Here is a 26,081-nt window from a genome sequence, read left to right as displayed (position 1 = left end):
CCATGACCGTCGTGCGGCGAGCGGGGCAATATGCCCTCGTATTGTGGGCGGCGGTAACGCTGAACTTCGCGTTGCCCTACTTGGCGCCCGGCGATCCCGTCGAATACCTCTACGGAGGCGACCAGCAGGCCCTCGATCCGAGATACATCGCGCAGATGCGCGCCGAGTACGGGCTCGACCGGCCGATCCTCGAGCAGTACCTCTCCTTCTGGTCCGGTCTGCTGCACGGAGATCTCGGAATCTCCGTGCAGCACAACCGGCCCGTGGTCGACGTTCTGTGGGACAAGCTGCCCTGGACGGTCGCGCTGGTCGGTATCGGCACCCTCCTGGCGTTCCTCATCGGCACCCTGCTCGGTGCATGGGCGGCCTGGCGCCGCGGCACCGGCAAGGAAACCGGAACCGTCGTCGGCATTCTCGTTCTCGATTCGATGCCCGGTTTCTTCATCGGAATGATCCTCATCGCGGTGTTCTCCGTGACCCTCGGCTGGTTCCCGTCCTACGGGGCAGCGGCCATCACCTCCACCGGCGGGGAATGGTTGCTCGAAGTCGCCTCACGCATGGCGCTTCCCGTCGCCACGCTCACGATCGCCGGTATCGGCGGGTTCTTCCTCATGACCCGGGCGTCGATGGTCGGGGTCCTCGACGAGCCGTTCGTACGTCTCGCCCGCGCGAAAGGGGCGAGCGAGTTCCGCGTCGCGGTCGGACACGCCCTGCGCAACGCGTTGCTGCCCGTCTACACCACCCTCACGCTCACCGTGGGCGTCCTGCTGTCCGGTGCGGTCGTCGTCGAATCCGTCTTCGCGTATCCCGGTCTAGGCAAACTCACCTTCGACGCGGTCACCGCGCGGGACTATCCCCTGCTCCAGGGCGCATTCCTGCTCGCCACGGTCGGCATCGTCGCCGCGAACATCGTCGCCGACCTCACGTATCCCCTGCTCGATCCCCGGGTCCGTCGCGACCGGACCTCCGCCACGATTCACGAAGAGGTGACCGTGTGAGCATCATCGGCACGAAGACACGGTCGCAGCGACTCGCAACGGCCGGCACGGTAATCCTCGGAATCCTGCTGCTGTGCGCGCTGGCCGCACCGTGGCTCTCCCCCTTCGACCCGGCGGAGCGCGCGACACGGCCGTTCGCGTCGCCGTCCTGGCAGCACTGGCTCGGCGCCGACGACGTCGGGCACGACCTGCTGTCGATGCTGCTTCACGGCGCTCGTGTCTCCCTGTTCGTCGGTGTCGTCGCCGCAACCGTCGCCACCGCGATCGGCACACTCGTCGGTGTCGTCGCCGGTTACGCGCGCGGCGTCCTCGACACCGTTCTCATGCGCGCCGTGGATGTCGTGCTGTCCCTCCCGGTACTGCCACTGACGATCGTGATCGGCGTGTTCGCCGGTCCGGGACTGCGCACCCAGATCATGGTCATCTCCGCCGTTCTCTGGGCCGGCATGGCCCGTGAACTACGCGCACAGGTCCTCACCCTGCGCGAGCGCGATCACATCCAGGCCCAGCGAGCGATGGGCGCGAGCGCGGGCTATGTGCTCCGCCGCCACATCACACCCGCGGTGGTCCCGCTCGTCGTTCCGCAGTTCGTCCTCGCCGTCAAGACGGCGATCCTGCTCGAAGCCTCACTGTCGTTCCTCGGGCTCGGCGACATCTCGGCGGCCAGTTGGGGGTCGATGCTGTCGATGGCCCACTCCCGCAACGCGTTCCTGACCGATGCGTGGCTGTGGTGGGTCCTGCCGCCCGGCATCGCGATCGCGGTCACGGTGCTCGGGTTCGCGTTGCTCGGCAATGCCATCGAAGAGCGGGCACGGCCGATCCTTCTACCGCGCAAAGCCTCTCGCCGATCGCGTCTCCGCGCGGCGACCCCCGAGACCGTCGCCGACGACGTGCAGCACCCCCTGGTCGTCGACAACCTCACCGTCCGCTACGGCGCGGACGGACGCGGCGCCACCGCCGTGTCGTTCTCGATCGCACCCGGCGAACTGCTCGGCCTGGTCGGCGAATCCGGCAGCGGGAAGTCCACCGTCGCTGCCGCCGCGGTGGGTTTGCTGCCGCCCGCGGCACACATCGTGTCCGGGCGCGTGCTGGTGTCCGGCCGGGACGTCGCGGCCATGACGCCCGCGGAATTGCGCGCCATGCGCGGCAACCGAATCGGTCTCGTTCCGCAGGAGGCGCTGAGCGCCCTGAACCCGGTGATGACCATCGGCTCTCAACTGGATGAAGCCGTCAGGGCACACCGTTCCTGCAGCCGCGCCGACGCGCGGGCACGCTCGCTCGACTTGCTGGCCCAGGTGGGTCTCGGTGCCGATCGGGCCGACGCCTACCCGCATCAACTGTCCGGGGGCATGCGCCAGCGTGTCGTCATCGCGATGGCATTGGCGAACGATCCGGACGTTCTCATCGCCGACGAGCCCACCAGCGGCCTCGACGTGCTCCGCGAAGCCGAAGTGCTCGCACTGCTCGACGACCTGCGGACCCGGCACTCGCTGGCGCTACTGGTGGTCACCCACAACCTCCCGGTCATCGAGCGGATCGCCGACCGCATCGCCGTGATGAAGGACGGAGACCTGGTGGAGATCGGCCCGGTCTCGCAGATCACGGGAGCACCCGAACATCCCTACACCCGGCACCTCGTCGAATCCGCTCCCCGGCTCCGCCCCGCGCTGCTCGAGGCCGCACGGTGAGCCCGCTGCTCGACATCCGGTCACTGTCCGTGGTGTTCGACGGTGTCCCCGCCGTATCCGATGTGTCCCTGCGGGTCGCGGCGGGCGAATCCGTCGCCCTGGTGGGCGGTTCCGGCGCCGGGAAGTCCACGGTTGCGCGGGCGATCGCCGGACTGGTCACTCCGACCGCCGGCAGCATCGTCTTCGACGGTACCGACGTGACGACTGCTCGCGGACGGCAACGGCGACAGGTGCGCCGCGACATGCACATGGTCTTCCAGGACCCGTACGCGTCGCTGCCACCCGGATTGCGGGTCCGGGACATCGTCGCCGAACCCATGGTGATCCACGGACTCGGTGACCGGACCGAGCGACGAGAAGCGGCAGTCGCCGCTCTCGACGCCGTGCACCTCACCCCGACGACCCGTTATCTGGACCGTTTCCCTCATGAACTGTCCGGCGGCCAGCGACAACGCGTGGCCTTCGCGCGGGCACTGGTGACGCGCCCGCGCCTCCTGCTCGCCGATGAACCGACCAGCGGCCTCGACGCGTCGTTACGCATCGGGATCGTGGACCTGATGGCCGAACTCGCCGCCGGCACCGGTCTCGCCGTCGTGCACATCACACACGATCTCGCGCTCGCCGAACGTAGCTGCGAGAACATCGTCGTCATGCAGGGCGGCCGTGTCGTCGAGACCGGCCGCGCGAGCGAGGTTCTCGCCCGTCCCCGACATGCCTACACCGCAGCACTCGTCGCCGCGGCGTCCGGCGCCCGCTGACCGAACATCGAAAACAGTGTCAACACAGGAGGATCGACCATGTCTGCAGTGCTCGAGGTCATCGACAACGGAACCGTCATCGGTTTCGGTGTCGACGACATCATGAAATACCACGGCCCGGGTTTTCCCGGTGGCGTCGCGCACGCCGTCAAGGTACTCGAGCGTGCCCTGCCGGTTCTGAGCCCTGATGCACCGGCCGAGCGCCGCGAGATCTCGGCCGTCACCGCACACCGCGGTCCCGGAGTGCGCGACACGTTCGAGGTCGTCACCCGTGGCGTCACCGAGGGCCGCTTCACCGTGGACCCGGCACTCGAACGTCCCGAGCGCGGAGCGACCCTCGAGCGGTACGTATTCGAACTCACCTACCGGGGAAAGACCGTCAGGCTCGAGATCCGTGAAGGGTTCGTCACCGACGAGTTCATCTCCCTCGGCCGCAAGGCTGACCGCACCGAGGCCGAGGACGAACGGCTCACGGTGCTCAAGCAGGAGATGGCAGACCGACTGCTCTCCGCGCCGGCGGACGAGGTCTACGACATCGTCGGGTAACCACACACGTAACCAAGCATGAGCGTGCCCGCCATCCTTCGTCGGTGGCGGGCACGCTCATGTAGCGCGCGACCCGTACGGTGCACTCATGTCCCGTTTCTCACGCACGGCTCCGGTCCTGATCGCGGTGGCCGTGGCCTCGGCGTTGTCCTGGTTCGCGTGGCTCGGCTGGGAGACCGGCTACCGCGAACTGCCCGACGGCAGCGTGGAGGGACCCTATTCGGCCGTGCAGGTGATCGCATGCGCGGTGACGGTCGCGGCCGTCGTCGTCGCCGGATGCCTGGCTCTCCGTGGCTCACGAGGCGGCGCTGCCGCAGTGGTCCTCACTGCGACGGGCGCCTTCGCGGTGATGTGGGCACTGGACGCGTCGTCCGACGACACCAGTGGACTGTGGGTCGTGGGGCTGGCCCTGCTGGTGCTCGGAATGACGGCGGGTTTGTCCGTGGTCGCGTTCCTCACTCTGCTGGTCCGGAGACGCCTGCTCCGCAACCGGTCCCGCACCGCAGGTGAGTGAACACCACGTGGGTGTCCGACCGGACTGCTAGCTTTCGGACATGGGTGAGAAGGTGCAGGGTCCGGAGTCGTACTTTCCGTCGATCGAGAAGAAGTACGGCCGGCCGATCGCGGAGTGGAAAGAACTCATCCGCGCGTCGGATCTGAGCAAACACTCCGAGTTGGTGAATTGGCTGAAGGCCGAACACGGTCTCGGTCACGGCCACGCCAACGCTCTTGTGGCGCATACCCGGAAAGAAGACGCCGCGACCTGAACTCGCCGGTGACCCCGTTCAGGTGTTGTCGACCCAGCGCAGCAACGCGTACAGGAAGCGGGTCGCGCCCGGCATGAAATTGCTGCCGTGGTGGTACATCGGGTCCAGCGTGGTCGCGATGATCCGGCCGGGAGTGGTGACGGTGTCCTCGTACAGCATCATGCCCGCGTCACGCGGAACACCTTCGGAGTCAGGCTCTTCCGACACCAGCAGGGGCACCACGTCGGCGTCGGTGTTGTAGATGCCGTGGTGATGCCAGATGACGGCTTTGGTCGTGAGGTACTGCCAGGACTCGTGGTCGTGACTGCGGGTCCGGATCATCGGATCCTCTTTGGTCAGCCACCACCAGAAGTTCGTGGGTCGCGGTTCCCACGTCACACCGGGAAGCCACGTGTGGGCGCCGCTTTCACCGAGCGCGACCACGGTGCCACCACGTTCGGCCACGGAATAGAACTGTGCCGCGTTCTTGGCGACCAGGTCCGGGTGCAGCCGGTCGCCCACGACGACGGTGTCGTAGCAGTCCAGATCGCCGGGCAGCAGTTCGGGAAGGTAGAGGAAGTCCGGCTGGTGAGCGAGCACTGCGGGATCCTTCATCGTCTGGAGGTGAAAGTACGTGCCCCCGTGGATGATGGCGAGCCTGCGGACGCGCTTGGGTGCGCGGTCGGTACGAGTGAAGGGTTCGACGATCGTCATCGCTGCACCAGCCAATCTACGAGCTGGACGGCCAGCCGTGCGGAACTGTTCGGGTCGTTCTTCCATCCGAGGAGGTCGTTGCCGCCGTGGGCGAGAACCTGGCCTTTCCCGAGCGGGTAGACGTAGTCGAACGGAAGAGCGTGTCGTCCGATGCGGGTCGTGACGAGGGCGTCGTCCGGGATCTTGTCGATGTATCCACGGCCGTAGAATCCGGTCACGCCCTTACGGGTGCTCAGATCGACGGGTTCGACGCCCGCCCACACGGGATGCGGCTCGCCGAGCGTGATTGCCAGATCTTTCGGCCCGGTGTAGTCGAGCTTGCGCCATACCCCAAGTCCCGGAAGGAAGTCCGTGAGCGCGTGGCCCATCACCGCGATGCGGCCGCCGGAGGTGACGAAATCCGTGAGCAGATCCTTGTTGCGCGCGAGGAAGATCTGGTCGACACCTCCGCCGAGGATGAGACCGCGCACCGCGGACAGGTCGATCTCGGGTAGGCGATAGATATCCACACGGGCCATGCGCGGGTCGTCGCTGGGGCCCTCGGCACCCATGGTGACGTGCAGGACGGGTGCGGTGGCGGGCGCGTGCCCGTCGGGAGGCAGGGTGGCGGGTGAGCAATCGGCTTCTGGCACAGGACTCTTCCGGGTCGAAGAGCGCACAGGGCGCTCGGCGAGAGGTCGTTAGTAAGGCAAGCCTACATTAACCAATAGCTCCGGAATTCGTGCGGGTCATCCCATCGTCGTTGTCCCCTGCCGGCACCGCTCAGCGCGCGTCCAGCGGGCGGTACACCGGCTGCCACATCGCGTCCTGCACAGCCTGTATCAGGTTGTCGTGCTCGATCGTGGCCGCCCCGTCCTGCACGGCTTGCCCCGCGACGGCCACCGCGACCGTCGCCGAGGACGCGCGGAGGTTCTCCACCGGTGGCAGGAGGGACGCCCCCGGCGGCGTCGGATCGACCTGACTCGCGACGGCGTCGGCCGCCGCGAGCAACATCCCGTCGGTGACATGCTTCGCACCCGAGACGATGACGCCGAGGCCCAGACCCGGGTACAGCAGCGCGTTGTTCCCCTGGCCGATGGTGTATGTGGTGCCCCCGTACTCGACCGGAGCAACCGGAATGCCGGTCGCGACCAGCGCCTTGCCATTCGACCATGTGATGACGTCCTCGGGCATCGCCTCGATGCGCTCGGTCGGGTTCGACAAGGGCAGGATGATCGGACGATCGACGCCGGCACCGACCGCTTCGATCACCTCGCGAGTGAAAGCGTTGTGGTCGGTGGAGGTGCCGATCAGGATGGTCGGCTCGACTCGGGTCACCACCTCGAGCAGCCCGATCTTTCCGTCGACCCGCTTCCAGTCCTTCACGTCCGCTGCAGCGCGGGCATAGGCCTGCTGGTAATTGGGCAGATCCGTCATGTCGTCGGTGACGAGACCGTGGATGTCGATGAGCCACACACGGTCCTTGGCCTCCTCCGGCGTCAATCCCGCACGAACCATCCCGGCGGAGATTTGATCGGCCATCCCGGTCCCGGCGGTACCCGCCCCGTAGACGACCAGCCGCATGTCCGCGAAAGTCTGTTCGGTCACTTTCAGTCCGGAGACGATGGCTGCGGTGACGATCGCACCGGTGCCCTGCATGTCGTCGTTGAAGATGCGGTATCTGTCGGCGTTTTCGACCAGGATGCGACGGGCGTTGGCCGGCCCGAAGTCCTCGAAATGCAACAGCGCCTTGCCGAACACGTCCGAGGCGACCTCGAGGTACTCCGCGATGAGCTGGTCGTACTTCTCTCCACGCACCCGTGCGTGCCGATTCCCCAGGTACCGAGGATCATTGAGCAAGGCTTCGTTGTCGGTGCCGCAGTCGAGGTTGACCGCGAGGGTGCGGGCCGGGTCGATCCCGGCAGCGGCGCAGTAGACTGCCACCTTCCCCACGGAAATGTCCGTGCCGTTGACTCCCCAGTCCCCGATTCCGAGGATTTCCTCGGCGTCCGACACCACGATCAAGTCGATGTCGTCGGCACCGAGCCCCAGGGTCTCGAACGATGCTCGCACCTCTTCGGGGTGATCCACCGAGAGATACACGGCACGGGACAGGCGGTAGTCCCGGGACCACATCTTGATCGCCTCCCCGACCGTGGGGTCGTAGACGATGGGCAGTAATTCACTCAGGTGATCCACCAGAAGTCGGTAGTAGAGCACCTCGTTGCGGTTGTGCAACTGGTCCAAGAAGATGTATTTGTCGAGATCGTCCGTGTACTCCTCCAACTGGCCGTACGCGCGGACGGCCTGCTGGTCGAGTGTCTCGACCGCGGCCGGCAACCGGCCGACCAAGCCGAGCGCTGCGCGTTCCTCGCGGGTGAACGCGGTTCCGCGATTGGTGAGAGGGTCGGTCAGCACGGTCGGTTGCTCGGACACGCGCGCTCCTGTGGGTGGTTCCTGGACGCCTCATCACGGCGACTGAGCTACTCACCCGAGACTACGGCGCACCTCCGCAGGCACACGCGCTTCGAGAAGAATCGACGCAGGTGCCGACGCCACGCCCGTCGCAGGCGGCCGTCGGAGCAGCGAGGCGACGGACCCGGCAACGGAAGTGCGGGATCCGTGAGCGGTGACCGTTCGCGAGCACGTAGCGCCGGCACGACGCCGAGCCGTACCTTTGGTGGGCGCGGAGGGTTTCGAACCCCCGACCGCTGGTGTGTAAAACCAGAGCTCTACCACTGAGCTACACGCCCGCATCGTCGGCGGCCGAAGCCGCCGACGTCGCATCAGGACTCTAGCGCGGCCAGCGCTCTCACCCAAGCTCCCTGGTCACGGGGCTCCCCGGGCTGGTTCTCTTCCGCGAATTGCACGATGCCGTCCTTATCGATGACGAACGTGCCGCGATTCGCGAAACCGAACTTCTCGTTGAACACCCCGTACGCCTGAGCGACTTCACCGTGCGGCCAGAAGTCTGACAGCAAGGGGAAGAGATATCCCTGCTCGGCCGCCCAGATCTTGTGTGTGGGCGACGGCCCGACCGACACCGCGAGGATCGCGGTGTCGTCGTTGTCGAAGGTCGGCAGGTCGTCGCGCACGGCGCACAACTCGCCCTGGCACACCCCGGTGAACGCGAGGGGGTAGAAGATCAGCAGGACGTTCTTCTTGCCCCGGTAATCCGCGAGGGAGACTTCCTGGTTGTTCTGATCCTTGAGGGTGAAGTCGGGCGCCTCGGTGCCCACTGCGATCGCCATGTGGTGCTGGTCCTTCGTTCGGGGGAAAGGCCGGTTCAGCGACGCGGACGGCCGGTCTTCGGCTGCACGAGACGGCTGCCGATCCAGTCCCCGAGGTTGGCCGCCGAGGTCTGGGTCAAACCGGCGGTGGTGGCGGATTCGGCGATCTCACTGGGCTCCACGTGGTCGACGCGACCGTTCTTCGGGGTGAGAACCCAGACGACACCGTCGTCGGCGAGTGGGCTGACGGCATCCATCAAGGTGTCCACCAGGTCGCCGTCGCTCTCGCGCCACCACAGCAGCACGACATCGACGACTTCGTCGGACTCCTCGTCGAGGAGCTCGGTTCCGGTGACCTCTTCGATCGCCGACCTCAGCTCGTCGTCGGTGTCCTCGTCCCACCCGAGTTCCTGCACCACATGGTCGTGAGTGATACCGAGCTTGGAAACGTAGTTCTTGGCATCCGCCGCGGCGACCACGGTGGCTCCTCCTAAAAGTAGTGGTGCGCGAATCGCTTCGGCGTACCGGTGTGTGACGATCAATGGTCAAAGCGAACATGGTCGGAAGGCTCAACGCAACCCGAATCGCTGGGAAAGACCAAGAATCTTTCCCCGGACGCTACGCCGTCACCGTCGAGAAGCTCGGCTGCGGGACCGCCCGAGCACTCTCGTGTCCCGATCAGAGGGCATCTCGCATCTTCCGCCGCGGGATGGGGGAGAATGAGATCAGCATCATGTTCAGATGTCGATTGGGTCGGCCCCCACAAGAGCCGGCCTTCTGAATGGGCGCCCCACCTGCGCGTCCTACCACGATGAGGAGCAGACGTTGACAGACCTGATCCACGGACCCGACTCGCAGAAGGACGCCACACCGGGCGCCGCGGGAACGGGCCCCTCGAACGAGACGGCTTCGACCAAGGACAACCGTGTCCGGGTCATCCGCGAGGGCGTGGCTTCCTACCTGCCCGACATCGATCCGGCAGAAACCGACGAATGGCTCGAATCGTTCGACGGCATGCTCGAGGCTGCGGGCCCGACCCGCGCCCGTTACCTGCTGCTCCGCATGCTCGAGCGCGCGAACGAGCGCAAGGTGTCGCTTCCGGCGTTGACGTCCACCGATTACGTCAACACCATTCCCACGGAAAACGAGCCGTGGTTCCCCGGTGACGAAGAGGTCGAGCGCCGCTTCCGCGCCTACATCCGCTGGAACGCGGCGATCATGGTCACCCGCGCGCAGCGTCCCGGCGTCGGCGTCGGCGGGCACATCTCGACGTACGCGTCCTCCGCGGCCCTCTACGAGGTCGGTTTCAACCACTTCTTCCGTGGCAAGGATCACCCGGGCGGCGGCGATCAGGTTTTCATCCAGGGTCACGCCTCCCCCGGCATCTACGCCCGCGCGTATCTCGAAGGCCGGATTCCCGCGGAACAGCTCGACGGGTTCCGCCAGGAACACAGCCACGCCGCGCAGGGCGGCGGCCTGCCGTCGTACCCGCATCCACGTCTGCTCCCGAACTTCTGGGAATTTCCGACGGTGTCGATGGGTCTCGGGCCCATGAACGCCATCTACCAGGCCCGGTTCAACCACTACCTGCACGACCGCGGAATCAAGGACACCTCAGACCAGCACGTGTGGGCGTTCCTCGGTGACGGCGAGATGGACGAGCCGGAGTCGCGGGGTCTCGCACACGTGGCGGCCACCGAAGGTCTCGACAACCTGACGTTCGTCATCAACTGCAACCTGCAGCGTCTCGACGGACCGGTCCGCGGCAACGGCAAGATCATCCAGGAACTCGAGTCGTTCTTCCGCGGAGCCGGTTGGAACGTCATCAAGGTCGTGTGGGGCCGCGAGTGGGATGCGCTGCTGCACGCCGACAAGGACGGCGCGCTCGTCAACCTCATGAACGTCACGCCGGACGGCGACTACCAGACGTACAAGGCAAACGACGGCGCGTTCGTGCGCGAACACTTCTTCGGCCGCGACCCCCGCACCAAGGAACTGGTCAAGAATCTCAGCGACCAGGAGATCTGGAACCTCAAGCGCGGTGGCCACGACTACCGCAAGATCCACGCCGCCTACCGCGCCGCGTTGGACCACAAGGGCCAGCCCACGGTGATCCTTGCCCACACCATCAAGGGCTACACCCTGGGTAAGCACTTCGAGGGCCGCAACGCGACCCACCAGATGAAGAAGCTCACGCTCGAGGATCTCAAGTACTTCCGCGACATCCAGCGCATCCCGATCTCGGACGCCGAGCTCGAGAAGAACCCGAAGATGCCGCCGTACTACCACCCCGGTTTCGACGCTCCCGAAATCGAGTACATGCTCGAGCGCCGGCGCGCTCTGGGCGGCTTCGTTCCGGAACGTCGCACCGCCGCCAAGCCTCTCGCGCTGCCGCCGGAGAAGACGTACGACGTCGTGCGTAAGGGCTCGGGCAAGCAGGAAGTCGCGACCACCATGGCCACGGTCCGTGTCCTGAAGGAACTGTTGCGCGACAAGGAGATCGGTAAGCGCATCGTGCCGATCATCCCGGACGAGGCCCGCACGTTCGGCATGGATTCGTGGTTCCCGTCGCTGAAGATCTACAACCGCAACGGCCAGCTCTACACCTCCGTCGACGCCGAACTGATGCTCGCCTACAAGGAGAGCGCCGCCGGCCAGATCCTGCACGAGGGCATCAACGAGGCCGGATCGGTTGCGTCGTTCACGGCTGTGGGTACGTCCTATGCCACGCAGGGCGAGCCGATGATCCCCGTCTACATCTTCTATTCGATGTTCGGGTTCCAGCGCACCGGCGACGGCCTGTGGGCCGCGGCCGACCAGATGGCACGCGGATTCCTGCTCGGCGCGACCGCCGGCCGCACCACCCTCACCGGTGAGGGCCTGCAGCACGCCGACGGGCATTCGCTGTTGCTCGCCTCGAGCAACCCGGCCGCAGTGACGTACGACCCGGCGTTCTCGTACGAGATCGCGCACATCTTCCGCGACGGTCTGCGCCGGATGTACGGCGGGACCGACGGTGTCGACGGGTTCGGCGGTGAGAACATCTTTTACTACATCACCGTGTACAACGAGCCGTACGCACAGCCTGCCGAACCCGAAAACCTCGATGTCGAGGGTCTGCTCAAGGGCGTGTATCTGTACAAGCGGGGTGCCGAGTCGGGCCCGAAGGCGCAGATCCTCGTCTCCGGCGTGATCATGCCCGAGGCGTTGCGCGCTCAGCAGATGCTCGAAGAGGAGTGGGGCGTGTCCGCCGACGTCTGGTCGGTCACCTCGTGGGGCGAGCTTCGCCGCGACGGTGTCGAGTGCGACCGCCAGGCGCTGCTCGATCCGGGCCGGGAACCGCAGGTTCCGTACGTGGCGTCCGTGCTCAACGACGCCGCCGGACCGTTCGTCGCGGTGTCCGACTGGATGCGTGCGGTGCCCGATCAGATCCGCAAGTGGGTGCCGGGTGACTACACCGTGCTCGGCGCGGACGGGTTCGGCTTCTCCGACACCCGCCCGGCCGCACGGCGCGTGTTCAACATCGACGCCGAATCCACGGTGGTCGCGGTGCTCGAGGCTCTCGGCCGTGAGGGCACGATCGATCGTGCGCGGGCAGTCGAGGCGGCGAAGAAGTACCGGATCGACGACGTGACGGCAGCCCCCGAGCAGACCTCGGACCCGGGCGTCGCCTGAATCACGCCGTCACGTGCGGTTCGGCCACGGTGACCGGGTGACACCCGGGTAGGTTCGTTGCATGGTCGACGAGCCCGCATCAGGTCGCAGAGCGCGGGTACCGGGCGTCCCAACCGGGCGTCCGGTACCGCCTGCGCGACCCGACCGCGCTCCCCTGCCCGACGCGCTGCTGCGTCGGGTCAAGCAGTTCTCGGGGCGCATGTCCACCGAGGCCGTGCACGTGCTGCAGGAGCAACTGCCGTTCTTCTCCGATCTGGATGCCTCGCAGCGCGCGACGGTGCAGTTGGTGATCCAGACGTCGGTGGTGGACTTCCTGGAGTGGGTGCGCAACCCGGAGAACGATCCACGGTTCAGCCTCGACGCGTTCCAGATGATCCCTCAGGATCTGGCGAACCGCCTGACCCTCCTGCAGACCGTGGACATGGTGCGGGCGGCGATGGAGTTCTTCGAGCAGTGGCTGCCGGCGCTGGCCCGCAACGAGGAGCAACTCGTCGCGCTGACCGAGGCGATCCTGCGATACGGCCGCGAACTGGGCTTCGCGGCCGCGGCGGTGTACGCGACCGCCGCCGAGTCGCGCGGCGCGTGGGACACCCGCCTCGAGGCGCTGGTGGTCGATGCCGTGGTCCGCGGTGACACCGGTGCCGACATGCAGTCGCGTGCGGCAACGCTCAACTGGGACGCGACGGCGCCCGCGACGGTCGTGGTCGGCACACCCCCGCCCGAGGAGGGCGTGTCGGTGGTGACCACGGTGCACGCGATCGCCCAGCGGCACGGTCGTGCCGCTCTCGCGGTGGTCCAGGGCGAGCGACTGGTGATGGTCGTCAGCGGCGATCTGCACGGAACGACCGAGGCAGCGAGTTTCCTCGGCGAACTGATGCAGGCATTCTCCGACGATCCGGTGGTGATCGGGCCGACGACCGCAACCCTGGGCGCCGCGCACGTCTCCGCCCTCGAGGCGCTCGCGGGGATGGAGGCGGTCGGAGGCTGGCCCGGCGCACCCCGACCGGTCCACGCGGCCGAACTTCTGCCCGAGCGGGCACTGCTGGGCGATCCGGCGGCGATCGCCGCGCTGGACGATCACATCGTGGCCCCTCTGGCCGCGGCGGGGTCGTCGCTCTCCGACACGCTGGACGCCTACCTCGACAGCGGCGGCGCTGTCGAGTCGTGCGCCAGAAAGCTGTTTGTTCATCCAAATACCGTCCGGTACCGACTCAAGCGGATCACAGAAGTCACTGGGCGGGATCCCACAAATCCACGCGATGCGTACGTGTTGCGAATCGCGGCAACGGTGGGTCGTCTGGCTCGAAGCCATAACGAATTGAGATCTCCAGCACCACCAGTCACACGGTTCACAATCCGCGAATCGGACATGTAACACGGCGGGAGAGTCGGCCGATAGCCGACGCCCACGTGGGAATTTGTAAGATCCCTACAAATCCGGGCACAAGCTTTCATTCCCACCGACATCTCGCAACAGTGCGCTGAGGGTGTTCGCTGGTGCTCGTGATTGCGCTGCTTGCCCCCGGCCAGGGGTCCCAAACACCCGGCATGCTTGCTCCGTGGCTGGAGCAGGCCGGTGCCCGTGACCGCATTGCGCTGTGGTCGAAGGCATCCGGTCTCGACCTCGAGCGCCTCGGCACCGTTGCAACAGCAGACGAGATCACCGACACTTCCGTGACTCAGCCACTGGTCGTGGCGACCGCCCTGCTCGCCTTCGAGGAACTCGAACGCCTGGGTCTGGTACCCGGCGACGTGATCGTTGCCGGCCATTCAGTGGGCGAGTTGGCCGCTGCGGCGATGGCCGGCGTCATCAGCACCGACGAGGCCGTCGGACTCGCCGCGATCCGCGGACGCGAGATGGCGAAGGCGTGCGCGCTCGAGCCCACCGGTATGTCCGCCGTACTCGGCGGCGCAGAGGACGAGGTGCTCGCACGCCTGGAAGAACTCGACCTCACGCCCGCCAACATGAACGCCGCCGGTCAGATCGTCGCGGCCGGACGCCTCGAAGCACTTGCGGCACTCGCCGCGGACGCGCCCGCGAAAGCACGCGTCCGTGCCCTGCCGGTCGCGGGCGCTTTCCACACCCGGTTCATGGCACCCGCGCAGGATGCGGTTGCCGCTGCCGCGGCGAAGATCGCCCCGAGCGATCCGACCCGCACCCTGTTGTCCAACTTCGACGGCGCACCGGTCACCTCCGGCGCCGAAGCGCTCGAACGACTCGCGGCGCAGGTCACCCGCCCCGTGCGCTGGGACCTGTGCACAGCACACCTGCGTTCCGCCCAGGTTTCCACGGTGGTGGAGCTTCCCCCCGCCGGCACGCTCGTGGGCATCGCCAAGCGCGAAATGCGCGGCACACCCACTGCTGCCCTCAAAACACCCGCGGACATCTCCGCTCTGGCCGAAACACTCGAACTCGGTTAGGTTGCTGCGCACCGTCGCGCAGCACGGGCACATCCGGGAAATTTCCGGGTCCGGCCGGAAACATTCGGCCGGTTTCACACGACATAGTCGGTACATCACGAAGGGAGCCACGACGTGGCCACTCAGGAAGAAATCATCGCCGGCCTCGCGGAGATCATCGAAGAAGTTACCGGCATCGAGCCCTCCGAGGTGACCGTCGACAAGTCCTTCGTCGACGACCTCGACATCGACTCGCTGTCCATGGTCGAGATCGCCGTGCAGACCGAAGACAAGTACGGCGTCAAGATCCCCGACGAGGACCTCGCCAGCCTCCGCACCGTCGGTGACGCCGTGAACTACATCCAGAAGCTCGAGGCCGAGGGCGTTCAGGCCACGAACGACAACGAGTGAGCCCAACCGTGACTTCCCCTTCTCCTCGGACATTGCGCAACGTCGTCGTCACGAGCCTCGCGGCTTCGACGTCGATCGCCGGCGATGTGGATGCCAGCTGGAAGGCACTCCTGGCCGGTGAGAGCGGGATCGGTGTACTCGACGGCTTCGTCGACGAGTACAACCTCCCGGTCCGCATCGGCGGCCGGCTGAAGGTGAGCCCCGACGAGTCGCTCAGCCGGGTCGAGGTCCGGCGGATGAGCTTCGTCGAACGGCTGGCCCTCACTCTCGGCCGGACGGTCTGGGAGAACGCCGGAAGCCCGGACGTCGACAAGGACCGGCTCGCGGTCGTGATCGGCACCGGTCTCGGTGGTGGTGAGTCGCTGATCGACGCTGTCGACAAGCTGCGGGACGGCGGCTACCGCAAGGTGTCGCCGTTCGCGGTGCAGATGATCATGCCCAACGGACCGGCCGCCACGGTCGGTCTCGAACTCGGTGCCCGCGCCGGTGTCATCACACCGGTCTCGGCGTGCTCCTCGGGTTCCGAAGCGATCGCGAACGCGTTCCGCATGATCTCGAACGGTGATGCCGACATCGCCGTCGCCGGTGGTGTCGAAAGTCAGCTCGATGCGGTGGGTCTCGCCAGCTTCGCCATGATGCGGGCGTTGAGCACTCGCAACGACAACCCGCAGGGCGCCTCGCGGCCCTTCGACAAGGACCGCGACGGCTTCGTCTTCGGTGAGGCGGGCGCCTTGATGGTGCTCGAATCCGAAGAACACGCGAAAGCGCGCGGGGCGACGATCCATGCCCGGATCCTCGGCGCGGGTATCACCTCGGACGGGTACCACATCGTGGCACCGCATCCCGAGGGCACCGGAGCGGCCCGTGCGATGACGCGGGCCATCGAAAGCGCCGGCCTCACCAAGGCCGACATCGGGCACGTCAACGCACACGCGACGGCCACTCCGATCGGCGACATCGCCGAGGCGAAGGCCATCAACGCCGCAGTGGGCAATCATGCAGCGATCTATGCCCCGAAGTCCGCACTCGGACATTCGATCGGCGCGGTCGGTGCACTCGAAGCAGTACTTACGGTCCTGAGTCTGCGTGACGGAGTCATTCCGCCCACGCTGAATCTCGAAAACCAGGATCCAGAAATCGACCTGGACGTGGTCAAGGGTGAAGCCCGCTACGGACAGATCGACTTCGCGCTGAACAACTCGTTCGGTTTCGGTGGGCACAACGTGGCACTCGCGTTCGGTCGGGCCTGACCCGACACGCTCGTCCCACCGTTGCGGTGGAGGCTCCCCGGAGCCTCCACCGCGGCCCACCACCACCGCGCTCGACCGAGGAGCACTCGATGACCATCCTGGATCCGGCTAAACAACGCGCCCATTCGACGGATCCACGCGATCCTCTGCGCCGGCTCGAGGCACTCTTCGACTCGGGCAGCACGGAGCTGCTCCACGCCCGGGACAAGTCCGGCGTCCTCGCCGCGATCGGATGCATCGACGGCGTCCGGACAGTGGCGTACTGCTCCGACGCGACCGTCATGGGCGGAGCGATGGGCGTCGAGGGGTGTAAGCACATCGTCGCGGCGATCGACACCGCCCTCGAACTCGAAGCGCCTGTCATCGGGCTCTTCCACTCCGGCGGGGCGCGCCTCGCGGAGGGCGTCGAAGCGCTGCACGCCGTCGGCCTCGTCTTCGAGGCGATGGTGCGCGCATCCGGTTCCATCCCCCAGATTTCCGTCGTCCTCGGTTTCGCCGCAGGTGGCGCGGCATACGGCCCGGCGCTCACCGACATCGTGATCATGGCGCCCGAAGGACGTGTGTTCGTCACCGGACCCGACGTCGTACGCAGTGTCACCGGCGAGCAGGTCGACATGGAGTCCCTCGGCGGCCCCGACACCCACACCAAGAAGTCGGGTGTCGCCCATATCGCGGCCCACGACGAGTCCGACGCACTGCACCGGGCACGGCGTCTCGTGTCGATGCTCGCCGAACAGGGCGAATTCGACGTCGCTGCCGCAGCCCTCGGAGACACCGATCTGCGCGCGCTCATGCCCGAGTCACCGCGCCGCGCCTACGACGTGCGCCCGATCGTCCACGAACTCCTCGACAACGTCGAAGGCGAATCGAGTTTCGAAGAACTGCAGGGTGGCTGGGCTCGCAGTATCGTCACCGGCTTCGGTCGGCTCGGCGGCCGCACCGTGGGCGTCATCGCCAACAATCCGCTCCGCCTCGGCGGGTGCCTGAACTCCGAGAGTGCCGAGAAATCGGCGCGTTTCGTACGCATGTGCAACGCCTTCGGCGTTCCCCTGGTGGTGCTGGTCGACGTGCCGGGCTACCTTCCCGGCGTCAGCCAGGAATGGGAGGGCGTCGTGCGCCGTGGAGCGAAGTTGCTGCACGCGTTCGCCGAAGCCCGTGTGCCCCGCGTGACCCTGGTGACCCGCAAGATCTACGGCGGCGCGTACATCGCGATGAACTCGCGCGCCCTCGGTGCGACAGCAGTGTTCGCGTGGCCGGAGTCCGAGGTCGCCGTGATGGGCGCGAAGGCCGCGGTGGGGATCCTCCACAAGCGGGCCCTCGCTGCCGCTCCCGAAGAGGAACGCGAGGCCCTGCACGACCGTCTCGCATCCGAGCACGAAGCCATCGCGGGAGGCGTCGGTCGCGCCATCTCGATCGGCGTGGTCGACGAGATGATCGACCCGGCAAAGACGCGGAGCACCCTGGCTGCGGCGCTGGCAGCAGCGCCTGCAACCCGCGGGCGGCACAAGAACATTCCGCTGTAAGCACCGAACCGGCTGTAAGCACCGAACGCCGACGCCGGCGCCGCCACCTTCGAACCGAGGTGGCGGCGCCGGCGTCGTAGCGGAGAGGTGCAGGAGGTGTCAGGTCGAAGGCACGGTACCGCTCAGCCGACGTCGCGCCGGAGCCACGTCACCTCGGCGCCCTCGGCACCGCTGCGATAGGGCTCGAGTTCGTCGTCCCATGCCGTCCCCAGCGCCCGGTGGATTTCGGCGGCGGCGTCGGACGAGGCCAGGATGGCGCGCAGACGCATCTCTCCGACGACGACGTCGCCGTTCGCGCTGGCGCACCCCCGCCACAGTCCCAGCCGGGGAACGTAGCTGTAGCGCTCGCCGTCGACACCCTCGCTGGGATTCTCGGTGATCTCGAAGCGCAGCATCGGCCACACACTCAGAGCCTCCGCGAGGCGGCCGGCGGTGCCGACCGGACCGACCCAGTCGATGGAGGTCCGCAGCACGCCCACGTCGGCGGGCTGACCGATCCAGGTCAGTTCCGGGCGACTGCTCAGCGTGGCAGCCAGCGCCCATTCGATATGTGGACAGACCGCGGCGGGCGAAGAGTGGATATAGATCACCCCGGTCGTCACATCCGCGAACTGATTGGATACGCGCATAGATACACCTCCGGTTCGACGAGGACGTCTTCCCCAACGGCCTCTGCGCGAAGGTTTCTCCATGCGACTGGGAACAAGTGTGCTCCTGTTGCCAGTGTTTCGCCAGGAAACGAAAGAGGTTTATGTGAGTTCAGCGATTACCGAGTCACTCAGTGCAGGCCAGAGCGGTTTTGCCCAGTCTCCGAAGTCCCTATCGGTAAGTACCACAGATGCCGCGCCGAATTCGGGATCTACCCAGAGAAATGTCCCCGATTGGCCGAAATGCCCGAATGTACGGGAAGAATTCTTTGTGCCGGTCCAGTGCGGATTCTTCTCGCCGCGGATTTCGAAACCCAACCCCCAATCGTTGGGCTTGAACATTCCGTATCCGGGCACCAATCCGTTCAGCCCCGGAAACTGCACGTCGGTCGCCTCACCGAACAGCACGTCGGAGACGAGTGTCGGGGCCAGCAACTCCCCCGCGAACACGGCAAGGTCCGCGGCCGACGAACGGCCTCCGTGGCCCGCCGGACCGGGCAGGCTCGAGTCGCCCATCCCGAGAGGCTCGAACACCGCCTGGGTCACGTAGTCCGGGAACGCGATATCGCTCTCGGTGGCGATCAACTCACCGAGAACCTCGAAGCCCGCACTCGAGTAGATGCGCTTGCGCCCGGGTTCGGCTGCGACGGTGCGCTCTCCGAACGCCAGCCCCGACGCGTGGGCGAGCAGGTGCCGCACCGTCGATCCGGGCGGGCCTGCGGGCTGATCGAGTTCGATGGCCCCTTCCTCGATCGCCACGAGAGCCGCGTATGCGACGAGGGGTTTGGTCACCGAGGCCAGCGAGTACACCGCCCGCTGATCTCCGGTGGACGCAACCACGCCGCCGTCGCGAGTGACGACAGCGGCGGCGGCATGGTCGACGGGCCATTCGGATATCACTTCGAGACTGCGCACCGACCCAGGGTACGAGATGGTGGGCGCAGCAAGGTCACCAGTCGGCTTCTGTGTAGCGGATCACGCCACGGATGTTCTTGCCGTCGAGCATGTCCCGGTATCCGTCGTTGATCTGTTCGAGCGTGTACGTGCGGGTCACCATGTCCGCGAGGTTGAGCTGACCGGACTTGTAGAGGTCCAGCAACTGGGGGATGTCGACGCGGGCGTTGCAGCCACCGAAGATGTTGCCCTTGAGATCCTTCTGCAGCATGGAGAACAGGAACGAGTTCAGCTTGACGTCCATGTCCGACATGAAGCCCATGGCCGTGACGACACACTTGCCGCCCTTCGCGGTGAGCGTCAGCGCCGGGTCGACCAGGTCACCCTTCATCTCACCGACGGTGATGATCGTCTCCTGGCACATACGTCCCCAGGTGACCTCCATGATCGGCACGATCGCTTCCTCGATCGACGCGTAGGTGTGGGTGGCACCGAACTTCATGGCCTGCTCACGCTTCCACGGCACCGGATCGATCGCGAAGACGTAGCGGGCACCGGACGCGACCGCGCCCTGCAGCGCGCTCATACCTACGCCGCCGACACCGATGATCGCGACCGAATCGCCCGGCTTGACGTCGGCGATGTGCGTAGCCGAACCCCAGCCCGTCGGAACGCCGCAACCCACCAGGGCGGCGAGCTCGAACGGCACATCCTTGTCGATCTTGACGACCTGGCTCTGATTCACGGTCATGTACGGGGAGAACGTCCCGAGCAGGCACATCGGGATGACGTTCTGGCCGCGCGCCTGGATCCGGTAGCTGCCGTCGGAGATCGCCTGACCGCTGAGGAGTCCGGCGCCCAGATCGCACAGGTTCGAGTGTCCGCTCGCACACGACGGGCATCGTCCACACGCGGGAATGAAGGACAGCACGACGTGGTCGCCGACCTCGAAACCGACGACACCGTCGCCGACCTTCGTGATGACGCCGGATCCCTCGTGCCCGCCCATGACCGGGAAGGACGGCATGGGCGTCGCGCCGGTGACGATGTGGTGGTCGGAGTGGCACATGCCGGCGGCTTCCATGCGGATCTGGACTTCACCCGCCACGGGATCGCCGAGCTCGATGTCCTCGACCGACCACGCTTCGTCGAGCCCCCACAGCACTGCACCCTTGGTCTTCATCTGACGCCCTCCATCGCATTGCAAGTTGTGCACGTGACGATAACCACATTCCTCCGTAATTGGAACAGGTTCTATAAAGCTTTCCGCGCGCATGGCGCGCTCCGCCCGCGACCCGGCGTCGGATATGGTGCTCTCATTGTGGAGAATGCAATTTCCGTCTAGCGTGATTGTCATGGCCGCAGTCCTCGGGACACGGGGCGGCGGCACCGAACAACGGAGGATGACCTATGACGACGAAGGCGCTCGCGCCCGACGTTTCGACCTGGCCGGCGGAGGACACCCAACTCGTCGGCAGCCACTGCGCCGACTGCGCCGCCACCACCTGGCCGCAGCAACCGCGGTGCCCGCGGTGCAGCGGAGCGAACGTGTCGGAACTGCTGCTCCCCCGGCGCGGAACCCTGGTCGCCTGGACGACACAGGGATTCGTCCCGAAGCAGCCGTACGCCGGCAACGAAACCGCCGCCACCTTCACACCGTTCACGTTCGGCCTCGTCCAGCTCGGCGATGTCGTGCGGGTCGAGGCGCGGCTGACCGAGTCGGATCCCGCCGAGCTGCGGCCCGGCATGGAGCTCGAACTCACGTTCGTGCCGTTCTACGTCGACGAGGACGGGACCGAAATCGTCACGTGGGCGTTCGAGCCGATCTGACCAGCACACACCCGATCGAGGAGTCCTTGAAACTATGAACGACGTTGCCATCATCGGTGTGGGCCTTCACCCGTTCGGCAGATTCGGCACCAAGTCGGCCATCGAGATGGCGGCCGACGCAATCCAGCTCGCACTCGAAGATTCGGGTGTGGCGTGGCGAGACATCCAGTTCGGTATCGGCGGTAGCTACGAGGTCGACAACACCGACGCCGTGACCCGGCTGGTGGGCCTGACCGGCATCCCCTTCACCAACGTGTTCAACGCGTGCGCCACCTCCGCGAGTGCGATCGAACAGACCGCGGACGGCATCCGGTCCGGGAAGTACGACATCGGCATCGCCGTCGGCACCGACAAGCACCCGCGCGGTGCGTTCACCGCCGACCCCGCCATGCTCGGCCTGCCGGCGTGGTACGCCGAGAACGGCCAGTTCGTCACCACGAAGTTCTTCGGCATGAAGGCCAACCGCTACACCCTCGAGCACAACATCTCCCACGAGACGCTCGCCCGGGTCGCCGCCAAGAACTACCGCAACGGCGGACTGAACCCGAAGGCATTCCGGCGCACCGAATTCAGCGTCGAGGAGATCCTCGAATCACCCATGCTGAACTACCCGCTCACCGCCAAGATGTTCTGTGCTCCCGACGAAGGCGCTGCGGCAGTCATCATGTGCCGCGGCGATCTGGCATCGAAGTACACGGAGAACAAGCCGGTGTACCTGCGTTCCACCGCGATTCGTACCCGCACGTACGGCGCCTACGAGGTGCACGCGACGTGGGCAGCAGTGGACGAGGACGTCTCTCCGACCGTGTACGCCGCGAAGGCAGCCTACGAGGCGGCCGGCATCGGGCCCGAGGACGTCGACATCGCGCAGTTGCAGGACACCGACGCCGGTGCGGAGGTCATCCACATGGCCGAGACCGGGCTGTGCGCCGACGGTGACCAGGAAAAGCTGGTCGCGGAGGGCGCCACCGAGATCGGCGGCTCGCTGCCCGTGAACACCGACGGTGGTCTCATCGCAAACGGTGAGCCGATCGGCGCGTCCGGCATTCGCCAGGTGCACGAGCTCGTCGTGCAGCTCCGCGGCCAGGCGGGCGATCGCCAGGTGCCCGGAGAGCCGAAGGTCGGACTGGCCCAGGTCTACGGAGCCCCCGGAACGGCCGCCGCGTCGATCCTGTCCCTCTGATCGTGCGCGCTACGTAACTGCTGTTCGCAGCCGGAAAGGAGGCGACGCCGCCACAGCGGCGCCGCCTCTTTTTTCGTTCCCTCGAAGCCCGTGCGGCTTATTCGGGCACGCCGTCGAGACGCAGTTGCGCGACCACCGCACGATGGTCCGATCCCGGCACGCTTACCGTCTCCACCTCGGTCGCTGATCCACCTGCGACGAGAATGTGGTCGATGCCGACCACGGGCGGGATCCCTTTGTCGGTGGGGTAGGTGCGCAGATGCCCCGCACCCACCTGATCGGCGGCATCGCCGAAGCGGCCCGACAGTAATACCCGGAATTGCGAATGATCGTATGTCGCATTGAAATCGGCGCCGACGACAGCCGGGCGTGTCCCGGGTTCCTGCTCGAGAATGTCGTGCAGACTGGACAGTTCGTCGGCCCACACGTCCGTGCCGACGACGGGCGGCACGGGATGGAAGGCGTAGACGCCGACCGGCCCGGCGCCCGGAATCTCCGCCGTCGCGGAGACCTGGCTCATCACGAACCCGTCGTACTCGACGGTGTCGGACAGCGGGTAGGCGCTCCAGATCCCCGTTCCGTTCGCGGCCGGCCCGGGCGAGAGATGCCGGTGAGGCAGCACTGTGCCGAGACCCGCTGCCTCCAGTGCCTCCAGTGCCTCCGGCGAGAGTTCGTCGGCCGTGAGCAGTCCGATGTTCCGGTCGCGTACCTCGGTCACCACGGCAGCGGCGTCCACCCCTCCGAAGAGGATGTTCGTCTGCATCACGTGCACCACAGGGCCTTCAGCGGGGTCCGCGTCACCGATGTAGAGCGGCGCTTGGGTCGCCGCCGCACCCACGACGACCAGGCCCGCGACCGCCACTCCGGCCCGGTTCCCGAGAGCCGAGAACGCCAGGACACCGAACAGCGCGCACACCATCAGATAGGGCGCGCCCGACGCGGCGAGGACGAGAACTCGCGCCGACGACGGGCTGACATGCAACGCGATCCCGGTCGCACCGATCGAGGTTGCGACCCATGCACCCACTCCGATTGCCGCGCGCACCCACGTCGTCGTCACATCCGACAGACAAGCACGACGGTGTTCGTGCCGTGATGCCGGGTTGTGCTCGGCTGCCGGACGGGAATCTCTTGACAGCGCCGCGACCCCGCCGGATCATCATCGAGACACGTCGCCGATACCAGCGACAGCCGACAACACCGGAGTCGTCCCGTGCGCACAGGCATCGCTCTCGCTGGAATCCTCGGATCCATCGCCACCACAGCCGTTTTGGTCACCTGGATACCCGCATCCCAGCCCGCGTCGGCCACCCCGCTCTACGATTCGTATGTTGCGCTCGGGGATTCGTTCACCTCCGGTCCCGGTATTCCGCCCACGGTGTCGGAGGAGTGCGGACGGTCGGCCAGCAACTATCCGACCCTGGTCGCAGAGGTACTCAATGTCTCTCGTTTCGTCGACGTCTCGTGCGGAGGTGCGGTCAGCGGCCATCTGACGGAATCCCAGGCGACGTTCCGCGGCGTGGGTGTCCCACCCCAGTACGAGGCGCTGACGCCGGACACCGACCTGGTGACCGTGGGCATCGGCGGCAACGACATCGGACTCGTCCAACTCGCCGCGGGCTGCATCAATCTGCTGCCACCCCCCAATGGGCAGTCCTGCGCGGCGACGAACACCGCCGGTGGCGCCGACCGCGTCGACGCCGCGATCGACGCCTTCGTCCCCCGCTACAAAACGATCACCGCGGAGATCCGGCAACGCTCACCGGATGCGAAGATCGTCTTCGTCGGCTATCCCACGGCTGTCCGCGACGGCGGGTGTTTCCCGGAGCAGCGGTTGTGGCCCGAGGACGCGACCTATCTCCAGAACAAGCTGGACCGGTTGAACAGTGCCATGCGTCAGCAGGTGCAGGAATCGGGTGCCGAGTTCGTCGATCTGACCGGATCGACGGTCGGGCACGATGTGTGCGCCGATCCCGACACCAGGTGGATGGAAGGCTTGTCGCCCGTCGCCGAAGCGATCCCGCTGCATCCCAACGCCGCCGGGCATCGCAATGCGGCGGATCAGGTTGTGGCGTCTCTGCTGAAGTGACACCGACGCGCCGCCCGCGTGTGCCGCACTAGCCGAGAGAGGCGTGCACGGCAGCGGCCAGAAGAGCGGCGACCGTCTGGCGCATCACGGCTGTGGCGTCGGGAACGGCGAGGCCGTATTCGTCGCGCAGCACCGACCACGACGCCCACGTACTGGCGATTCCGAGCGCCTGGACCGCCTGCGTACGACGCGCCGACGGAAGAGGCGACAGTTCTCGGGCGAACAGCGCCTCGATTTCGTCCGTCACGCGCCCGATGTGCCGCAGCCGATTGGTCCGGAGTTCCCGCGAGTACGGCTCCCGCAACCCTGCCGCCCGCGCGTACGGAGCAATGAACTCGAGCAGTCTCGCGCGCTGCGCGCAGAATTTGTCCACCCGCTGCGGAAGATCGAGGTCGGGCGGCACCGGTACGAACATCGCGTCCTGGCGACTGAGCAGTTCGGCACCGGTGGTTCCGAACAGCGTTTCCAGATCGCTGAAGTTGGCCCACAGCGAGCGCAGGGAAATACCCGCGTGCTCCGCGATCTGCGCGCCGGTGGGCTTGAGTTCTCCCGCCTCGATCAGGGCGATATGCGCGTCGATCACGGCGCGCCGGGTGCGCTCCCCGCGTGCGGTCCGCCCGTCCGAGGTGCTGGTCACTACCGATTCCTCACTTGCGTCGTTCGTGTACTGCTGTGCTGCATTCTGCCAGTGCCTACGAGGGTGCTTGCCGGCCGCACGAAGCGGTGCGCACCGACTCTCATGCGGACGGGACCGTGAGCCCGCCACCGTCCACCGACAAGACCTGGCCGGTGACCCAGGAGGCATCGTCCGACACGAGGTACGCGACCGCCGACGCCACATCCGACGGCACACCGAGCCGTCGCATCGGATATCGCGCCGCAACCTGCTCTTCCCGTCCCTCGTAGAGCGCGGCCGCGAACCGCGTCTTCACGACGGCGGGTGCGACGGCGTTGACGCGGATGGTCGGTCCGAGTTCGGCGGCGAGAGACCGGGTGAGCTGGTTGAGCGCCGCCTTGCTGACGCCGTAGAACGCGATTCCCGGCGCGTGGGAGAACGAGGACACCGACGAGATATTCACGACCGCACCACCTTCGGTGGCCGCCTTGGCGAAGCGCTGCGTCCACGAGAGGGCACCGAGCACGTTCACCTCGAGGATCTTGCGGGCAGCGTCGAGGTCGAGATCGGACAGGGGCCCGTAGACGGGGTTGGTGCCGGCGTTGTTGACGAGGATGTCGACTCTGCCGAAGCGGTCGACGGCCGTGGCGATCGTGTCGTCCCTATGCGCGGAATCGTGCACCTTGCCGGCCACGCCGCACGCGACATCGGTTCCCAGTGCTGTGACCGCCTCGGCGAGAGGCTCCGGCGAGCGCGCCGTGAGCACCACCCGTGCGCCCTCCGCCACGAGACGTTCGGCAATTCCGAATCCGATTCCCCGGCTGCTCCCGGTCACTACCGCGACCCGGCCCTCGAGCCGGCCCGGGGTCCCGGCGATGGGTACGACCACCGTCACGACTCCTCT

The 26,081-nt window shown here is 66.6% G+C and carries 26 protein-coding genes and 1 tRNA gene; 15 read left to right on the top strand and 12 right to left on the bottom strand.

Annotated features, from left to right (window positions below):
- Positions 1-2 precede the first annotated feature (2 nt).
- From HF886_RS06085 to HF886_RS06060, 6 genes are all read left to right on the top strand, one after another.
- Entirely contained in the window at positions 3-998 is a 996-nt protein-coding gene (locus tag HF886_RS06085) for an ABC transporter permease (RefSeq protein ID WP_169651788.1), read from the top strand.
- Positions 995-2,686: a dipeptide/oligopeptide/nickel ABC transporter permease/ATP-binding protein gene (locus HF886_RS06080; protein ID WP_346765300.1), complete on the top strand. Its 1,692-nt coding sequence runs from the start codon at positions 995-997 to the stop codon at positions 2,684-2,686. The genes HF886_RS06085 and HF886_RS06080 overlap by 4 nt, the downstream gene beginning before the upstream one ends.
- Entirely contained in the window at positions 2,683-3,444 is a 762-nt protein-coding gene (locus HF886_RS06075; protein ID WP_206038549.1) for a dipeptide/oligopeptide/nickel ABC transporter ATP-binding protein, read from the top strand. Before HF886_RS06080 ends, HF886_RS06075 begins: the two co-directional genes overlap by 4 nt.
- Before the next feature lie 39 nt (positions 3,445-3,483).
- The gene (locus tag HF886_RS06070) at positions 3,484-3,990 is read left to right on the top strand and encodes a hypothetical protein (protein ID WP_169651787.1); all 507 of its coding nucleotides are present in this window, start codon (positions 3,484-3,486) and stop codon (positions 3,988-3,990) included.
- Positions 3,991-4,078: 88 nt separating this feature from the next.
- Positions 4,079-4,504 carry a hypothetical protein gene (locus HF886_RS06065; RefSeq protein ID WP_169651786.1) on the top strand — a complete coding sequence of 142 codons (426 nt, stop codon included), beginning with the start codon at positions 4,079-4,081 and terminating at the stop codon, positions 4,502-4,504.
- 40 nt (positions 4,505-4,544) lie between these two features.
- Positions 4,545-4,757: a DUF4287 domain-containing protein gene (locus HF886_RS06060; RefSeq protein ID WP_169651785.1), complete on the top strand. Its 213-nt coding sequence runs from the start codon at positions 4,545-4,547 to the stop codon at positions 4,755-4,757.
- An 18-nt stretch (positions 4,758-4,775) separates the two neighbouring features.
- On the opposite strand, the gene HF886_RS06055 is transcribed toward HF886_RS06060, so the two are convergent.
- From HF886_RS06055 to HF886_RS06030, 6 genes are all read right to left on the bottom strand, one after another.
- Entirely contained in the window at positions 4,776-5,450 is a 675-nt protein-coding gene (locus HF886_RS06055; RefSeq protein ID WP_169651784.1) for a hypothetical protein, read from the bottom strand.
- Positions 5,447-6,082, bottom strand: coding sequence for a hypothetical protein (locus tag HF886_RS06050; RefSeq protein WP_346765299.1), 636 nt, complete (start codon positions 6,080-6,082; stop codon positions 5,447-5,449). Before HF886_RS06050 ends, HF886_RS06055 begins: the two co-directional genes overlap by 4 nt.
- 130 nt (positions 6,083-6,212) lie before the next feature.
- Positions 6,213-7,865, bottom strand: coding sequence for an NAD-dependent malic enzyme (locus HF886_RS06045; RefSeq protein ID WP_169620246.1), 1,653 nt, complete (start codon positions 7,863-7,865; stop codon positions 6,213-6,215).
- Between the two features lie 242 nt (positions 7,866-8,107).
- A tRNA-Val gene (locus tag HF886_RS06040) sits at positions 8,108-8,182 on the bottom strand.
- A gap of 33 nt (positions 8,183-8,215) precedes the next feature.
- On the bottom strand, positions 8,216-8,680 hold the full coding sequence (locus HF886_RS06035; protein WP_169620247.1) for a peroxiredoxin: 465 nt from the start codon (positions 8,678-8,680) through the stop codon (positions 8,216-8,218).
- Positions 8,681-8,715: 35 nt separating this feature from the next.
- Positions 8,716-9,138, bottom strand: coding sequence for a DUF3052 domain-containing protein (locus tag HF886_RS06030; RefSeq protein ID WP_169620248.1), 423 nt, complete (start codon positions 9,136-9,138; stop codon positions 8,716-8,718).
- A 346-nt stretch (positions 9,139-9,484) separates the two neighbouring features.
- Between HF886_RS06030 and aceE the strand changes: the two genes are divergently transcribed.
- From aceE to HF886_RS06000, 6 genes are all read left to right on the top strand, one after another.
- A complete protein-coding gene (gene aceE, locus HF886_RS06025; RefSeq protein WP_169651783.1) occupies positions 9,485-12,334 on the top strand; it encodes a pyruvate dehydrogenase (acetyl-transferring), homodimeric type in 2,850 nt (949 codons plus the stop codon).
- A 61-nt stretch (positions 12,335-12,395) separates the two neighbouring features.
- On the top strand, positions 12,396-13,709 hold the full coding sequence (locus HF886_RS06020) for a helix-turn-helix domain-containing protein (protein WP_169651782.1): 1,314 nt from the start codon (positions 12,396-12,398) through the stop codon (positions 13,707-13,709).
- A gap of 128 nt (positions 13,710-13,837) precedes the next feature.
- Complete coding sequence (locus tag HF886_RS06015; RefSeq protein WP_169620394.1) at positions 13,838-14,755, top strand: ACP S-malonyltransferase; 918 nt, start codon at positions 13,838-13,840, stop codon at positions 14,753-14,755.
- Positions 14,756-14,869: 114 nt separating this feature from the next.
- On the top strand, positions 14,870-15,145 hold the full coding sequence (acpM, locus tag HF886_RS06010; protein ID WP_072699228.1) for a meromycolate extension acyl carrier protein AcpM: 276 nt from the start codon (positions 14,870-14,872) through the stop codon (positions 15,143-15,145).
- A gap of 8 nt (positions 15,146-15,153) precedes the next feature.
- Positions 15,154-16,395 (top strand): KasA/KasB family beta-ketoacyl-ACP synthase, encoded by a 1,242-nt coding sequence (locus HF886_RS06005; RefSeq protein ID WP_169651781.1) that lies wholly within the window; start codon positions 15,154-15,156, stop codon positions 16,393-16,395.
- Between the two features lie 89 nt (positions 16,396-16,484).
- The gene (locus tag HF886_RS06000; RefSeq protein WP_169620252.1) at positions 16,485-17,918 is read left to right on the top strand and encodes a carboxyl transferase domain-containing protein; all 1,434 of its coding nucleotides are present in this window, start codon (positions 16,485-16,487) and stop codon (positions 17,916-17,918) included.
- A gap of 122 nt (positions 17,919-18,040) precedes the next feature.
- Here HF886_RS06000 and HF886_RS05995 read toward each other — a convergent pair whose 3' ends face one another.
- The 3 genes from HF886_RS05995 to HF886_RS05985 form a co-directional block, all read right to left on the bottom strand.
- Entirely contained in the window at positions 18,041-18,547 is a 507-nt protein-coding gene (locus HF886_RS05995; protein ID WP_169620253.1) for a DUF3145 domain-containing protein, read from the bottom strand.
- 120 nt (positions 18,548-18,667) lie between these two features.
- Entirely contained in the window at positions 18,668-19,480 is an 813-nt protein-coding gene (locus HF886_RS05990; protein WP_169620254.1) for a serine hydrolase domain-containing protein, read from the bottom strand.
- 34 nt (positions 19,481-19,514) lie between these two features.
- Positions 19,515-20,642: an NDMA-dependent alcohol dehydrogenase gene (locus tag HF886_RS05985; RefSeq protein WP_169620255.1), complete on the bottom strand. Its 1,128-nt coding sequence runs from the start codon at positions 20,640-20,642 to the stop codon at positions 19,515-19,517.
- Between the two features lie 227 nt (positions 20,643-20,869).
- Here HF886_RS05985 and HF886_RS05980 point away from each other — a divergent pair, with 227 nt between their 5' ends.
- On the top strand, positions 20,870-21,289 hold the full coding sequence (locus tag HF886_RS05980; protein WP_169651780.1) for an OB-fold domain-containing protein: 420 nt from the start codon (positions 20,870-20,872) through the stop codon (positions 21,287-21,289).
- Positions 21,290-21,323: 34 nt separating this feature from the next.
- Positions 21,324-22,472, top strand: a complete 1,149-nt coding sequence (locus HF886_RS05975; protein ID WP_169651779.1) for a thiolase family protein — start codon at positions 21,324-21,326, stop codon at positions 22,470-22,472.
- 97 nt (positions 22,473-22,569) lie between these two features.
- Here HF886_RS05975 and HF886_RS05970 read toward each other — a convergent pair whose 3' ends face one another.
- Positions 22,570-23,532: an endonuclease/exonuclease/phosphatase family protein gene (locus tag HF886_RS05970; RefSeq protein ID WP_346765298.1), complete on the bottom strand. Its 963-nt coding sequence runs from the start codon at positions 23,530-23,532 to the stop codon at positions 22,570-22,572.
- A 153-nt stretch (positions 23,533-23,685) separates the two neighbouring features.
- Here HF886_RS05970 and HF886_RS05965 point away from each other — a divergent pair, with 153 nt between their 5' ends.
- Complete coding sequence (locus HF886_RS05965; RefSeq protein WP_169620259.1) at positions 23,686-24,561, top strand: SGNH/GDSL hydrolase family protein; 876 nt, start codon at positions 23,686-23,688, stop codon at positions 24,559-24,561.
- A 28-nt stretch (positions 24,562-24,589) separates the two neighbouring features.
- Here the strand turns inward: HF886_RS05965 and HF886_RS05960 are convergent, their stop codons facing one another.
- Positions 24,590-25,198, bottom strand: a complete 609-nt coding sequence (locus HF886_RS05960) for a TetR/AcrR family transcriptional regulator (protein ID WP_169620260.1) — start codon at positions 25,196-25,198, stop codon at positions 24,590-24,592.
- Positions 25,199-25,298: 100 nt separating this feature from the next.
- Positions 25,299-26,072, bottom strand: coding sequence for an SDR family oxidoreductase (locus tag HF886_RS05955; RefSeq protein ID WP_296550095.1), 774 nt, complete (start codon positions 26,070-26,072; stop codon positions 25,299-25,301).
- Positions 26,073-26,081: the final 9 nt, after the last annotated feature.

It is taken from the genome of Rhodococcus sp. 105337, from assembly GCF_012844225.1.
Taxonomy (GTDB): Bacteria; Actinomycetota; Actinomycetes; order Mycobacteriales; family Mycobacteriaceae; genus Rhodococcus.
This window is presented reverse-complemented; position numbering and strand designations above follow the sequence as displayed.

What these genes read in the sequence shown, in the direction of transcription:
- HF886_RS05980 (WP_169651780.1), top strand. Translation starts at nt 20,870, where the DNA reads ATGACGACGAAGGCGCTCGCGCCCGACGTTTCGACCTGGCCGGCGGAG.
- HF886_RS06055 (WP_169651784.1), bottom strand. Translation starts at nt 5,450, where the DNA reads ATGACGATCGTCGAACCCTTCACTCGTACCGACCGCGCACCCAAGCGC.
- HF886_RS05995 (WP_169620253.1), bottom strand. Translation starts at nt 18,547, where the DNA reads ATGCGCGTATCCAATCAGTTCGCGGATGTGACGACCGGGGTGATCTAT.
- HF886_RS05975 (WP_169651779.1), top strand. Translation starts at nt 21,324, where the DNA reads ATGAACGACGTTGCCATCATCGGTGTGGGCCTTCACCCGTTCGGCAGA.
- HF886_RS06020 (WP_169651782.1), top strand. Translation starts at nt 12,396, where the DNA reads ATGGTCGACGAGCCCGCATCAGGTCGCAGAGCGCGGGTACCGGGCGTC.
- HF886_RS06070 (WP_169651787.1), top strand. Translation starts at nt 3,484, where the DNA reads ATGTCTGCAGTGCTCGAGGTCATCGACAACGGAACCGTCATCGGTTTC.
- HF886_RS06065 (WP_169651786.1), top strand. Translation starts at nt 4,079, where the DNA reads ATGTCCCGTTTCTCACGCACGGCTCCGGTCCTGATCGCGGTGGCCGTG.
- HF886_RS06060 (WP_169651785.1), top strand. Translation starts at nt 4,545, where the DNA reads ATGGGTGAGAAGGTGCAGGGTCCGGAGTCGTACTTTCCGTCGATCGAG.
- HF886_RS06035 (WP_169620247.1), bottom strand. Translation starts at nt 8,680, where the DNA reads ATGGCGATCGCAGTGGGCACCGAGGCGCCCGACTTCACCCTCAAGGAT.
- HF886_RS06085 (WP_169651788.1), top strand. Translation starts at nt 3, where the DNA reads ATGACCGTCGTGCGGCGAGCGGGGCAATATGCCCTCGTATTGTGGGCG.
- HF886_RS05985 (WP_169620255.1), bottom strand. Translation starts at nt 20,642, where the DNA reads ATGAAGACCAAGGGTGCAGTGCTGTGGGGGCTCGACGAAGCGTGGTCG.
- HF886_RS06000 (WP_169620252.1), top strand. Translation starts at nt 16,485, where the DNA reads ATGACCATCCTGGATCCGGCTAAACAACGCGCCCATTCGACGGATCCA.